Source organism: Stenotrophomonas sp. SKA14 (genome assembly GCF_000158575.1).
Taxonomy (GTDB): domain Bacteria; phylum Pseudomonadota; class Gammaproteobacteria; order Xanthomonadales; family Xanthomonadaceae; genus Stenotrophomonas; species Stenotrophomonas forensis.
On record NZ_DS999412.1, the window covers coordinates 2,600,087 to 2,613,462 of the forward strand.

Sequence of the window (13,376 nt, forward strand, 5' to 3'; positions counted from 1 at the left end):
AGTCCTCCCCCCGCCACAACCGATATCAACAGAAGCGCCGGAAGGCGAGCCAGCCGCCAGCGGTTTCATCAACTCAGCTCAGCCAGTCCCTGCAAGCGCTGTCGACCTGCTCGCCACACGCCTGCTGCATCCGCTGCTGCAACCGCGCCAGCGTCTCTGCGCCCTGGTGCTTGCCACTCCACGCCTTCAGCTGCCCGGCCAGGCGCTCGAAACGCTGGCGCGTGCGCTGGTGGTAGCCGGACGGCTGTGCGTCCAGTTCGGCGATCAGCGAGGTGGTGGCCTGCTCGATGCGCGGTGCATCGTCCGGCGCCAGCTTCAGCAACCCTTCTACGTACAGCACGCCCCATTGCACGCGGGTGGCCGGGCCCTGCGCACCGTCGTAGGCACGCTTCAGCCACTCCAGCGCACCGGCGGTGTCGCCGCGCTGCTCGGCCAGTTCGGCCAGCTCGGGCATGTAGTAGTACGGTTGCTCGCTGCGCTTCAGTTCCGCCAGCAACAGCGCTTCCGCAGCTGCGTCGTCACCCACCTCGCGCAGGGCGTACACCGCGCTGCTGATCGTCGCCTGGCGCGCATGGGCATCGGTGGCGGCAGCATCGGCCGCAGCCACGCGTTGCTTGACCCGCGCCACCAGCGCCGCCGGCAGCGCGCCCTTCGGTTGCTGCTGGCGGGCCAGCGACACCTCTGTCAGGGCCCGCGACAGCGCGTCGTCGGCGCGGTCGCCGCGTTCTGCGTCGGCGCGCTCCAGCGCGACCAGCAGCTGCTGGCCCAGCGTATTGCGGGTGGCCGGGCCGGCACTGGCCTGCTTGACCAGCGTGGCGCCGGCATAGCCCAGCAGTTCGCGGTTGCGGCGTACCTCGGCCGGTTGTGCCAGTACCGCCTGCAGCAGCTCACGTACTTCGGTGGGCGAGGCGCTCGGTTTCTCTGCGGTGGCCAGCGCCAGCAGCGCGAAACGACGCTGCAGGGCGGTCTCCGGCGCTGCCTTGGACAGCTGCCGAAGCACGTCCTCGCTCCTGCGTTCGCCGGCCAGGCGGTTGGCATCCACTTCCCAGCCGTAGTCGCCCAGCACCTGCCAGTCCTCGGCGGCCAGTCTGTCCGGCGTCGCCAGCGCGGTGGCCAGTGTGGCAGCGACCGCGCTGCGGCGGCCGGCTGCCACGGTCAGTGCGCGGGTCAGTTCGGCCGCGTCGTTGCCACCGGCCACGCGGGTGATTTCGTTGCGCTGCGGGTCGAGCACGATCAGGGTCGGGTAGCCGCGCACGCCGAAGCGCTCGCCCCACGCCTGTGCCCCTTCCTCGTCGCCATCCAGGTAGACCGGCACGAACTTGCCGGTCAGCGCGATGAAGGCCGGGTCCTTGAACAGGCCGGCCTTGAGCTGGTTGCAGGGCGGGCACCAGACCGCGCCCCAGTACAGCAGCACCGGCTTGCCGCTGTCGGCGGCCTCGGCGAACGCATCGTCGACGTCGCCCTGGCGCCAGGCGATGGCTGTGGCCGGTGCAGAGGCTTCGGCGGAGTTGGCGGTGGGCACCGGGGCTGGCGTGCAGGCGCTCAGCGCCGAAGCCAGCAGCAACACGGAAAGCGCGACGCGCATCGGCAGCATCTCGAAGGGCAGGGTGACAGGCCATTGTAGGAACGGCCGGGGAACGTGCTGATTCAGTTTGCTTATGACGGGCGCGCTGCAGGGCATGACGCCCGTCGGGCATTGCCGGTCAATGCCAGGAGGATGCCTTCAGGCCGCTGCCCGCACCATCTTCTGATACACCAACCCATTGAACTCGCCAACCTCGCCATCCAGCACGAAGCCATAGCGCAGGTAGGTCGGCACTGCATTGAGCGAGGCGCGGACGGTCAGCATCGGCCCGCGCACCTGCGGCAGCACCGCTTCGAACAAGGCATGGCCGATGCCCTGGCCCTGGCAGGTGGGATCGACGAACAGCATCGCCAGGTGCCGGCCCTCCTTCAGTTCGACCATGCCGACCACGCGCGCATCCTGCTCGGCCACTAGGATGTGGTTGTCACCCTGCAGGCGTGCGCCGAACGCATCGGCGGCCGCGACGCTACCGAAGGTGGCGATGCCGGTTGCGCTGAGCGTCGGCGCTACTGCCTCGTTGAACGCGGCCAGGCACACGCCACTGATCGCAGGCAGGTCATCGACATGGGCGGGGCGGATCTTCGGCATGCAGCGTTCTTCCAGTGGTGTGTGGCGCGTCATCGTCGCCGGGTAGCTGCACGCTAAGCTGGCGGCATGAGTGAATTCAATCCCGCCTACGCTTCGTTGTTTCCGCAACAAGGGCTGAGCCTGGGCCTGATGACGCCCGTTGCGGCGCATGGGCTGGCCGATCCACGCGAGGCGCGGCGCATCGCGCGGCTGGCCGACGATCTGGGCTTCGCCGCGCTGTGGACCCGCGACGTGCCGCTGATGGTGCCGCAAGGGCCGGATGCCACGGCCAGCGCATTGGACGACCCGTTTCTATGGCTGGGCATGCTGGCTGCCGCGACCGAGCGCATCGCGGTCGGCAGTGCGGCCATCGTGCTGCCGCTGCGGCAACCGTTGCAGGTGGCGAAGTCGGCATTGAGCCTGGATCGGATCAGCGATGGACGCTTCGTGCTGGGGCTGGGTTCGGGCGATCGGCCTGAAGAATTCGCCGCGTTCGGCGAAGATCTGGAGGGCAGGGCGGCGACGTTCCGTGAGCGTTGGTCGCTGCTGCGCGCGGCACTGTCACCTGATGCCGATCAGCGGACCGCGGTGCTGCGGGCGACCGGCGGCTTCGATGTGCTGCGGGCGCCGGCCACGCGCATTCCGATGCTGGTGGTGGGTACGGCGCGGCAGAGCCTGCAGTGGATCGCGCGCGAGGCCGAAGGCTGGGCCACCTATCACCGCGAGGAGGCTGCACAGGAAGGACGCATCGGCTTGTGGCAGCAAGCGCTCGTGCAGGGCGGCGGGGCAGGCAAACCGTTCGTGCAGTCGATGCTGCTGGACCTGCAGGCAGACCCGCAGGCACCGCCCGAGCCGCTGCCGCTGGGCCTGAAGGTCGGCCGCGACGGTCTGCGCGACTATCTGCTGCGCGTGCATGCGCAGGGCGTGGCGCACGTGATGTTCAACCTGGTCGACAACGGGCGGCCGCCGGATGAAGTGCTGCGCGAGATCGGCGAGCAGGTTCTGCCGCACATGCTCCGGTAGGTATCCACCTTGGTGGACAGGTTTTTTGCCACCACGCCCATCAGGCATGGACCAGCGCTATCCAGCGGTGTCAGGTTTGCGTGCATCTGCGTATCATTCGCATTTGATATTCCAATGCCGGAGCCGCGCGTGACCCAACATTCCCCCATGCACCCGACCGGACGCGTGTTCGCAGTGGTCGCCTTCATCGAGGCCGTGACCTGGGCCGGCCTGCTCATCGGCATGTGGATGAAGTACGGCCCGATGGCCAACGTGGCGCTGGTGAAACTGTTTGGCCCGCTGCATGGCGTGGCGTTCCTGGTCTACGTGGCGGTCACCCTGTTCGCGGCCGTGCGCCTGCGCTGGCCATGGTGGGCCAGTGCGCTGGCGCTGCTGGCGGCCATCCCGCCGCTGGTGACGTTGCCACTGGAATGGTGGTTCAAGCGGCGTGGTCTGCTGGGTCTGCGCGCAACGCGCTGAATCCACTGTTGCATGCCCGTTCAAGAGAATGGGTATCAAATGCAAATACGAGCCGTTATCATTTGAGGATGGCGTCCGGTCCTGAACAGGGCAGATGCCGGGCGGGGCGCACAGGCGTACCCGGCGATCCTTTCTTGTAACGGCTGGTGTTCCATGCACGCACGTCCCGTCGTCCCCGGCTTGCCGGCGCTGGTCCTGGCTGCCCTGATCGGCACCATGGCGATGATGTCCTTCGTCGCCGTGATCGGTCCGGTGGTCCGCATGCTCGGCCTGTCCGAGTGGCACGCTGGACTATCCGTCACGGCGGCGGGCGTGTTGTGGATGCTGGCCGCGCGCCCATGGGGGCAGCTCAGCGACCGCATTGGCCGCAAGCGCGTGCTGATGCTGGCGATGAGTGCCTACACCGTGGTTTACATCGCGCTGGCGGTGTTCATCGACGTGGCTCTGCAGGCAGTGCCGCCAGTACTGGTGTCGGTGCTGGTGCTGGTGGGTGCGCGCGGCTGATCGGGCTGTTCTATGCGGCGGTCCCGCCCACGGCCGCCGCGCTGATTGCTGACAAGGCCCCGGCCGGACAGCGCGCCAGCTTCCTCGCCCGGCTCGGCAGTGCCAACGCGTTGGGCATGGTGCTGGGTCCGGCGGCCGCGGGTTGGCTGGCCTACACGAATCTGTCGCTGGCGCTGTATGTGGCCGCCGTGCTGCCACTACTGGCGCTGGCATTGCTGGCCTGGCGGCTGCCGGCCACGCCGCCGGTGGCGGGAGGCGGCGCGCAGCGCCGCGCGCCGATGCGCAGGCTCGACCCGCGCCTGCGCCTGCCGCAGTTGGCGGCGTTCATCGCGATGGTGTCGGTCACCATTGCGCAGGTCACGGTCGGCTTCTTCGCGATCGATCGATTGGGCCTGGATGCTGCAGCCGGCGCGCGCATGGCCGGCATCGCGCTCACCGCGGTCGGCGTCGGTCTGATCCTGGCGCAGGCGTTGGTGATGAAGCTGGACGTGCACCCGCGGCGCTGGATCACCCTCGGTGCACTGATCTCCGGTATTGGTTTCGCCTCCGTGGCGGGCGTACAGCACGCCTGGCAGTTGCCGGCGGCCTACGCACTGGCGGCGTTCGGCATGGGTTTCGTGTTCCCCTCGTTCCAGGCGCTGGCCGCCGATGCAGTGGAGGCGCACGAGCAGGGCGCCGCCGCCGGCACCGTGGCCGCCGCGCAGGGCCTGGGCATGGTGGCCGGGCCGATGCTCGGCACGCTGTTGTATCGCGGCGGGCCAAGCCTGCCTTACCTGCTGGTCGGCGCGCTGCTGCTGTTGCTGTGCGCGCTGGCCGCAGCGCACCGGATGAAGGAGACCCCATGAACGATTCCGTGATGCAGGGCGCGTGGCCAGAGGCTGCGCCGGCGCTGTTGGAGAACACCGACGACGCGTCGCTGTTCCTGCTGCAGCATGCTGGCCAGCACGTGCACGCACGTGGCTGCCGGGCGACGCTGCCGAATGGCGCGCTGGCCAGCTTGGCCGGGCGTGTTGCCGAGTTCTTCGCGCAGCAGCGCGGTGGACCGGGCCTGCTGGTCGGGGCGGTGCCGTTCGAGCCACGTGCCGATGACGCGCTGTACCAGCCCGAGCGCCTGCTGCCGGCGTTGCCGCTGCAGCCACAGGCGGCACCCGCGCTGCAGGGCGCACTGCAGGCCGAGCCCGCAGCGCAGGACTATGCAGCCGCCGTTGCCGCTGCGGTGCAGGCGCTGCGCGCACCCGAACAGGACCTGCACAAGGTGGTGCTGGCGCGCAGCCTGTTGGCGCGTACCCGCAACGCGCTGTCGCCGGAGGTGTTGCTGGCGCGCCTGGGCGCCGATCCTTCGGTGGCCACCTACGCGGTTCCGCTTCCGGTCGAACTGGGGGAGGCGCCCGCCTGGCTGGTCGGCGCAACGCCCGAGTTGCTGCTGCGCAAGCGTGGCGCGCAGCTGTTGTCGCATCCATTGGCCGGATCGGCACGCCGCAGTGCCGATGCCGCCGAGGACGAGCGCGCCGCGCAGGCATTGCTGGCCTCGACCAAGGACCATGACGAACACCGTCATGTGGTGGACGCGATCGTCGATGGCCTGGCGCCGTACTGCAGCCACATCGATGCGCAGCCGCGTCCGGCGCTGCATGCCACCGCCAGCATGTGGCACCTCGCCACGCGCATCCATGCCACCCTGAAGGACCCGCAGACCTCGGCCGCCGAACTGTTGGCGCAGCTGCACCCCACCCCGGCAGTCTGCGGAACGCCACGAGCGGCCGCACTGCAGCGCATCCGTGAGCTGGAGCAGGTGCCGCGTGGCTTCTATGCGGGCGCGGTCGGCTGGCTGGACGCACAGGGCGACGGCGACTGGTACGTGGCGATCCGCTGCGCGCGATTGCAGGGCACGCAGCTGCGCCTGTACGCAGGTGCCGGCATCGTCGCCGAGTCGCAGCCCGAGGCCGAAGTGGCCGAGACCGCAGCGAAATTCGCTGCCCTGTTGAATGCGCTGGGCGTCCACGACGCCGCGCCCGTGATCGAGCCTGCGGCATGAACATCCCCGACACTTCTTCCCGCATGCCACTGCGGCAGGTTTGGCCGGACGATCTGGTGGCGCGCTATCGCGAGGCCGGTCACTGGCGTGGCGAAACCTTCCCGGCCTTCCTGCGCGAGCGCGCGGAATGCTATGCCGATGACATTGCCGTGGTCGCTGGCGACGTGCGCCTGAGCTATGCGCAGCTGTGGCACGAAGCCGGCCGTATCGGTGCCGGGCTGCTGGCACGGGGCCTGCAGCCCGGCGAGCGGGTGCTGGTGCAGCTGGGCAATACGGCCGGTTTCATCACAACGGTCTGTGGCCTGTTCCGCGCTGGCCTGGTGCCGGTGTATGCGTTGCCCGCGCATCGCATCACCGAGCTGGCGCACTTCGCCAACAAGGCCGAAGCCAGTGCCTACATCACCACCGATCTGCACGACGGCTTCGATCATCGCGGGCTTGCGCGGGCGTTGCAGGCCGACGTGCCGGCGATACGCACGGTGGTGATCGACGGCGACGCGCAGGAGTTCATCGCGCTGGACGGACTGCAGGGCGACCGCGCGCAGCTGCCGGCCGACCCGGACCCGCAGTCGGTGGCGTTCCTGCAGATCTCCGGTGGCAGCACCGGCTTGTCCAAGCTGATTCCGCGCACGCACGACGACTACATCTATTCGTTCCGCGCCAGCAACGCGATCTGCGGCATCGACCGCGACAGCGTGTACCTGGTCGCGCTGCCGGCCGCGCACAACTTCCCGATGAGCTCGCCGGGGTTCTTCGGTGCGCTGTATGCCGGTGCCCGCGTGGTGCTCAGTCCCGGCCCCGGCCCGGACGCGGCGTTCCCGCTGATCGCCCGCGAACAGGTGACCTGCTGTGGCCTGGTGCCGCCGCTGGCGTTGCTGTGGGCGCAGGCGGCGGCGACCACCCCGCACGACCTGTCCAGCCTGCAGGTGCTGCAGGTGGGGGGCGCCAAGCTCGTGCCCGAGGCCGCGCGACGGGTGATCGACGGCCTGGGCTGCACGTTGCAGCAGGTGTTCGGCATGGCCGAAGGCCTGGTCAATTACACCCGGTTGGATGATCCGGAAGACCTGATCGTCGCCTGCCAGGGGCGGCCGATCAGCGCGGACGACGAAGTGCGCGTGGTCGACGACCGCGATCAGCCAGTCGCCGAAGGCGAGGTGGGCCATCTGCTGACCCGCGGCCCGTATACGATCCGCGGCTATCACAACGATGCGGTGGCCAATGCACGCTCGTTCACCGACGATGGCTTCTACCGCACCGGCGACCGCGTGCAGCAGCTGCCCGGGGGCTACCTGGTGGTGCAGGGGCGCGCGGGTGACCACATCAATCGTGCAGGCGAAAAGATCTCCGCCGAGGAGATCGAGGACCACCTGCTGGCCCACCCCGCAGTGTTCGACGCGGCAGTGGTCTCCATTCCCGACGCGTATCTCGGTGAGCGCAGCTGCGCGTTCGTGATCCAGCAGGGTGAGCCGATCAAGGCGCCGGCACTGAAAGCCTGGATGCGCACGCGCGGCCTGGCTGCGTTCAAGGTGCCGGACCAGGTCGTGTTCGTCGACAGTTTCGATACCACTGCGGTCGGCAAGATCAGCCGCCGCGAACTGCGTGCGCAGCTGCGCGCGCGTCATCTGCAACAGACAGGAGAAACGCGCTGATGGCGCTGCCCCGCATCACCCCCTATTCCCTGCCGACCGCCGCGGAACTACCGCAGGCGCGCGGGCCGTGGCACCCGCAGCGCGATCGCATCGCGCTGCTGGTACACGATATGCAGCGCTACTTCCTGGCCGCGTTCGATGCCGGCAACGCGCCGCTGCGACCGGCCGTGGACAACATCGCGCGGCTGCTGGCGCATTGCCGTGCCCACGGCATTCCGGTGTTCTACACCGGCCAGCACGGTGACCAGGACCGTCGTGATCGCGGCCTGCAGGCCGACCTGTGGGGGCCGGGCATGCGCCGCAGTGCCGACCATGAGCCGATCATCGAAGCCGTCGCACCGCAGCCGGGCGAGCATGTGCTGGTGAAGCACCGCTACAGCGCGTTTCAGCGCAGCAACCTGGAAACGCTGATGCGGGTGCGAGGACGCGACCAGCTGCTGGTGACCGGTGTGTATGCGCATATCGGTTGTGCGGCGACGGTGGTGGAAGCGTTCCAGCGCGACATCGAAGCCTTCATCGCCGCCGATGCCGTGGCGGATTTCTCGCGCGCCGACCACGATCAGGCGCTGCACTGGATCGCGCGTACCAGCGGTGTGCCGATGACGACCGATCAGCTGCTGGAGGCGCTGTAATGACCGCTACGGGTGAGGTGCTGGACCTGGAACGCATGCGTGCCGATGTGGCGCGGGTGCTGGACTGTGCGCCGGCCGAGATCGGTGACGACGACAACCTGATCGACCTGGACCTGGATTCGATGCGCATGCTCGGCCTGGTGCTGGCCTGGGGCAACACCGGGTTGCCGCTGGAGTTCTCGCAGCTGGCCGAACACACCACGCTGCGCCAGTGGTGGGGTGTGGTGCAGACGCTGCAGGCTGCGCAGCGCGCATGAACGCCACCGCGTTGGCCACGCCGCTGGCACTGACCGAGGCGCAGGCCGGGCTATGGTTTGCGCAGCGGCTTGCACCGGACAATCCGTCGTTCAATACCGCCCATGCGGTGTGGATCGACGGTCTGCTGGATGTGCCCGCGTTCGTGGCGGCGGCCAATCAGGCAGCGGTTGAATCCGAGGCCTTCGCGCTGCGCTTTGCCGAAGGCGCGGAGGGTCAGCCGTTGCAGTGGCACGACCCGGCGCATGTGCCGCTGCTGTCGGTGCGCGATCTGTCCGGCGAGGCCGACCCGGTGTCGGAGGCGCGTGCGCTGATGCAGGCTGACCGGCTCAGCGCGGTCGATCCGACCCGCGACCGGATCAGCCAGCAGGTGCTGTTCGACCTGGGCGGGCAGCGCTGGGCCTGGTACCTGCGTGTGCATCACCTGGCCGCCGATGGTTATGGCATGGCACTGTTCAGCGACCGTATCTGCGCGCTGTATGCCGGCCGCGCGGGTGAGCCCCTGCCGGGCTTGGCCGGGGTGCTGGCCGACGATGCGGCGTATCGCGTAGATGCACGCCGTGAACTGGCCGGCCAGTGGTGGCGCGAGCAGCTGCACGGGGCGCCTGCGGGCGTGGGCCTGGCAGGCACCGAGCCGGCCAGCGATGATGCGCTGCGCTGGGTGCAGCCCCTCGATGCTGCGTTCCGGGAGCAGCTGCTGCAGGCTTCGGCGCGCTGGCTGCAACCCTGGCCGGATGTGCTGGCCGCGCTGTCGGCCGAGTACCTGCGGCGGATGAGCGCGGCCGACGAAGTGGTGTTGGGCGTGCCCTTCATGGGGCGGCTCGGCAACGCGTCGGCGCGGGTGCCGGCAATGGTGATGAACGTGCTGCCGCTGCGCGTCGCGGCGGGCGAGGGCAGTGTCGAGGCGTTTACCCGGGCACTGGGCCGGCAACTCAGCCAGGGCCGCAAGCACGGCCGCTATCGTGGCGAGCAGTTGCGCCGTGACCTGGGCCTGGTGGGCGCGCAGCAGCGTCTGCACGGCCCGCTGGTGAATGTGCAGCCGTTCTACGCGCCGCTGGCACTGCCCGGCGTGCAGGCGACGCTGGAGGTGTTGTGCACCGGGCCTGTGGACGACCTGACGCTGGGCTTCCGTGGCGATGGCCAGCGCCTGCTGGACCTGGAGATCGAGGCCAATCCCGCGCTGTACCGCCGCGAAGACGTGCAGGCCCATGCCACGCGCTTGCTGCATTTCGTGTCGGCGGCGCTGGACGCTGACGACATTGCGGCGGTGCCACTGGCCACGGCCGACGAAGCCCGGCAGCTGGTGCACGGCTTCAATGCCACCGCACATGCGCTTCCGCAGACCACGCTGGTCGAGCTGCTGCAGCAGGGCATGGACCGCGATCCGCAGGCGACCGCGTTGGTGTTCGGTGATACCGGGCTGGACCACGCCACGCTGGAGGCGCGCAGCTTTGCGCTGGCCGCCCAGCTGCGTGGACTGGGCGTCGGCCCAGGCAGCGTGGTGGCGGTGGCGCTGCCACGCTCGCTGGAACTGGTGATTGCGCTGGTGGCCGTGTTGCGTGCGGGAGCCGCGTACCTGCCGCTGGACCTGGCCCATCCTGACGAACGCCTGGCGCGCATCCTGGCCTCGGCGCAGCCGGCCTGCGTGCTGGCGGCGGAGGACGTGTCGGCGCGGATGTCCAGGGTGCCGGTGCTCGCACCGGAACAGTGGACCGCGCTGAGCTTCGCCGCGCCGTGGGCCGATCCGGCACCGGACGATGCGGCCTACGTGATCTACACCTCCGGTTCCACCGGCGAGCCCAAGGGCGTGGTCATCGAGCACCGCGCCATCGTCAACCGCCTGCTGTGGATGCGCGAACATTACGGCATCCGCGCCAACGACCGCGTGCTGCAGAAGACCCCGGCCACCTTCGATGTCTCGGTCTGGGAGTTCTTCCTGCCGCTGCTGTGCGGGGCCACGCTGGTGGTTGCCGGCCCGGACGCGCACCGTGATCCCACCGAGCTGGCGCGGTTGATCCTGGCGCATGACATCACCACGGCGCACTTCGTGCCGTCGATGCTCGATGCCTTCCTCGCCGCACCGGCCTCAGAAGGCCTGCAGCTGCGTCGCGTGTTCACCAGCGGCGAGGCGCTGGATGCTTCGCTGCGGGATCGCTTCCATGCACGCGTGCACGCTGAACTGCACAACCTATATGGCCCGACCGAAGCGGCCGTGGACGTGAGCTACTGGCCCGCGTCGGCGCAGGACCGTTCACGGGCGGTGCCGATCGGCTTCCCGGTCTGGAATACCCGCATGTACGTGCTGGACGCGCAGATGCAGCCGCTGCCGGTTGGCGTGCCAGGTGATCTCTACCTCGGTGGCGTGCAGCTGGCACGTGGGTACCTGGGCCGGGATGATCTGACCGCCGAGCGCTTCCTCGCCGATCCGTTCCTGCCGGGCGAACGCATCTATCGCACCGGCGATGTGGCGCGCTGGCGCGACGATGGTGCGGTCGAGTACCTCGGCCGCAGCGACCACCAGGTGAAGCTGCGCGGCCTGCGCATCGAGCTGGGCGAGATCGAGGCGGCGCTGCGCGAGCTGCCGGGCATGGGGCGCGTGGAAGTGCTGCTGCGCCAGGACGCGCCCGGCGATGCCCGGCTGGTGGCCTACCTGGCGTCCGCCCGGGCGGACGCCAGCGCGCTGCGCAGCCATCTGGCCACGCGGGTGCCAGACTACATGGTGCCGTCGGCGTTCGTTGGCATCGATCACTGGCCGGTGACCGCCAACGGCAAGCTGGACCGCAATGCGTTGCCGAAGCCGCCGCAGCAGGACGTGGGCGGGTTGGCGCCGCGCACGCCGCTGGAGCAGGAACTGGCCGGCTTGTTCGCGCAGGCGCTGGGCTGCGAGGCACCGGTAGCGGTGGATGCCGACTTCTTCAGCCTCGGCGGCGATTCGCTGTCGGCGGTGCACCTGCTGCTGGCCATCGAACAACGCTGGCGCTGCGATCTTGGCCTGGGTGCCTTGTTCGCCCAGCCAACCGTGGCCGCTTTGGCGACGCGCATTGCTGAACCACCGGCACTGGCCGACCATGCGTTGGGGCCGGTCATTGCGTTGGCCGCCACCGATGCCACCGGGCCTGTACCGCTGTTCGTGCTGCACCCGGCCGGTGGCATTGCATGGAACTACCGGGCCCTGGCCAGGGCACTGCAGCCGGCACGTGCGGTGTACGGCCTGCAGTCGCCCGCGCTGGATGCACGCGAACCGATGCCGTCCAGCATCGATGCGATGGCCAACGACTACGTGCGGCGCATCGTGACATTGCAGCCGCAGGGTCCAGTGCATCTGCTGGGCTGGTCGGTGGGCGGCATCCTCGCCCAGGCGATGGCGGTGCGCCTGCACGAGATCGGCCGTGAGGTGGGTGAGCTGGTACTGCTGGATGCCTACCCCAGCGAGTGCTGGCGCGCCGAACCGGAGCCTGATCCGATTGCCGCGCTGCGCGCCCTGCTGGCGATCGCCGGCCATGACCCGGAGGCACATCCGGAGTTGGACAACCGCGAACGCATCCTTGCATTCCTGCGGCGAGGCGGCAGTGCGCTCGGCAGCCTGCCGGATGTGGTGCTGGACGGTGTGGTACGCGCGGTGACCGGTACCAATCGATTGATCCGCGAACACATCCACCGGCCGTTCGACGGCACCCTGGTGCATGTGCGCGCCGGTCGTGACCATCAGGCACGCCCGCAGCTGCAGTCGGCGCTGTGGCGGGCACATGCACGCAAGGTGCAGGCGCTGGAACTGCCGTTCCTGCACGCCGAACTGACCGGACGCGACGCGGTGGCGCAGCTGGCGCCGTGGCTGTCGGCGCGGCTGCGCCACTGGGATGAGCAACAGGAGATCGCAACATGCAGTTGACCGGCTTTGAAGGCCGCGTGGCCCTGGTGACCGGCGCGGCCGGTGGCATCGGCGAAGCGCTGGTGCGCCTGCTGGCCGAGGCCGGCTGCACGGTGGTGGCTACCGATCGCGAGGCGCCACGTGTGGAGGAGGCGCGCGTGCACGCGTTTTCGCTCGATGTGACCGACAGTGTGGCAGTGGACGCACTGGTGGATCGGGTGGAAGCCAGCCTCGGGCCGATCGGCCTGGCCGCAAGCGTGGCCGGGGTGCTGCACGTGGGTGAGGTCGTTGGCACCACCGATGCCGACTGGCGCCGGGTATTCGCGGTAAACGCCGATGGCGTATTCCACGTCGGGCGCGCACTGGCGCGGGTGATGTCGCCGCGCCGGCAGGGCGCGATTGTCACTGTCAGCTCGAACGCGGCGGGGGTGCCGCGGCATGGCATGGCCGCCTATGCGGCGTCCAAGGCTGCCGCCACCATGTTCACCCGTTGCCTCGGGTTGGAACTGGCGCCGCTTGGCATCCGCTGCAACATCGTCGCCCCGGGTTCAACGCTGACCCCGATGCAGACCGGCATGTGGCAGGACGAGCACGGCGCCGAGCGGGTGATCGCCGGCAGCCCGGAGACCTACAAGGCGGGTATTCCACTGCGCAAGCTGGCCACGCCCGACGACATCGCCCATGCGGTGATGTTCCTGCTGTCCGAACAGGCCGGCCACGTGGCGATGAGCGACCTGTACGTGGACGGCGGCGCCACCCTGCGCGGCTGAGCCCCGACGGCGCAGGGCCGGCAACCCAT

10 protein-coding genes and 1 pseudogene are annotated in these 13,376 nt (G+C 69.4%); 9 read left to right on the forward strand and 2 right to left on the reverse strand.

What is annotated here, in order from left to right; all coding sequences use genetic code 11:
• Positions 1-73: 73 nt before the first annotated feature.
• Both SSKA14_RS11815 and SSKA14_RS11820 read right to left on the reverse strand, forming a co-directional pair.
• Positions 74-1,594 carry a thioredoxin family protein gene (locus tag SSKA14_RS11815; RefSeq protein ID WP_008265903.1) on the reverse strand — a complete coding sequence of 507 codons (1,521 nt, stop codon included), beginning with the start codon at positions 1,592-1,594 and terminating at the stop codon, positions 74-76.
• 129 nt (positions 1,595-1,723) lie between these two features.
• Positions 1,724-2,173 (reverse strand): GNAT family N-acetyltransferase, encoded by a 450-nt coding sequence (locus SSKA14_RS11820; protein WP_008266650.1) that lies wholly within the window; start codon positions 2,171-2,173, stop codon positions 1,724-1,726.
• 66 nt (positions 2,174-2,239) lie between these two features.
• Between SSKA14_RS11820 and SSKA14_RS11825 the strand changes: the two genes are divergently transcribed.
• From SSKA14_RS11825 to SSKA14_RS11865, 9 genes and pseudogenes are all read left to right on the forward strand, one after another.
• Entirely contained in the window at positions 2,240-3,175 is a 936-nt protein-coding gene (locus SSKA14_RS11825) for a TIGR03571 family LLM class oxidoreductase (protein ID WP_008267134.1), read from the forward strand.
• 147 nt (positions 3,176-3,322) lie between these two features.
• Positions 3,323-3,634: a DUF3817 domain-containing protein gene (locus tag SSKA14_RS11830; protein WP_008267549.1), complete on the forward strand. Its 312-nt coding sequence runs from the start codon at positions 3,323-3,325 to the stop codon at positions 3,632-3,634.
• A gap of 153 nt (positions 3,635-3,787) precedes the next feature.
• Positions 3,788-4,983: pseudogene (locus SSKA14_RS11835) on the forward strand (MFS transporter).
• A complete protein-coding gene (locus SSKA14_RS11840) occupies positions 4,980-6,173 on the forward strand; it encodes an isochorismate synthase (protein ID WP_008268615.1) in 1,194 nt (397 codons plus the stop codon). Before SSKA14_RS11835 ends, SSKA14_RS11840 begins: the two are co-directional and overlap by 4 nt.
• Complete coding sequence (locus SSKA14_RS11845; protein WP_008268476.1) at positions 6,170-7,822, forward strand: AMP-binding protein; 1,653 nt, start codon at positions 6,170-6,172, stop codon at positions 7,820-7,822. Before SSKA14_RS11840 ends, SSKA14_RS11845 begins: the two co-directional genes overlap by 4 nt.
• The gene (locus SSKA14_RS11850) at positions 7,822-8,454 is read left to right on the forward strand and encodes an isochorismatase family protein (protein ID WP_040007567.1); all 633 of its coding nucleotides are present in this window, start codon (positions 7,822-7,824) and stop codon (positions 8,452-8,454) included. Before SSKA14_RS11845 ends, SSKA14_RS11850 begins: the two co-directional genes overlap by 1 nt.
• Positions 8,454-8,711, forward strand: a complete 258-nt coding sequence (locus tag SSKA14_RS11855; protein WP_008266045.1) for a phosphopantetheine-binding protein — start codon at positions 8,454-8,456, stop codon at positions 8,709-8,711. Before SSKA14_RS11850 ends, SSKA14_RS11855 begins: the two co-directional genes overlap by 1 nt.
• Positions 8,708-12,598, forward strand: a complete 3,891-nt coding sequence (locus SSKA14_RS11860) for an enterobactin synthase subunit F (protein ID WP_008267102.1) — start codon at positions 8,708-8,710, stop codon at positions 12,596-12,598. The genes SSKA14_RS11855 and SSKA14_RS11860 overlap by 4 nt, the downstream gene beginning before the upstream one ends.
• Positions 12,589-13,347, forward strand: coding sequence for a 2,3-dihydro-2,3-dihydroxybenzoate dehydrogenase (locus SSKA14_RS11865; protein WP_008266556.1), 759 nt, complete (start codon positions 12,589-12,591; stop codon positions 13,345-13,347). Before SSKA14_RS11860 ends, SSKA14_RS11865 begins: the two co-directional genes overlap by 10 nt.
• The last annotated feature ends 29 nt before the right edge of the window (positions 13,348-13,376 follow it).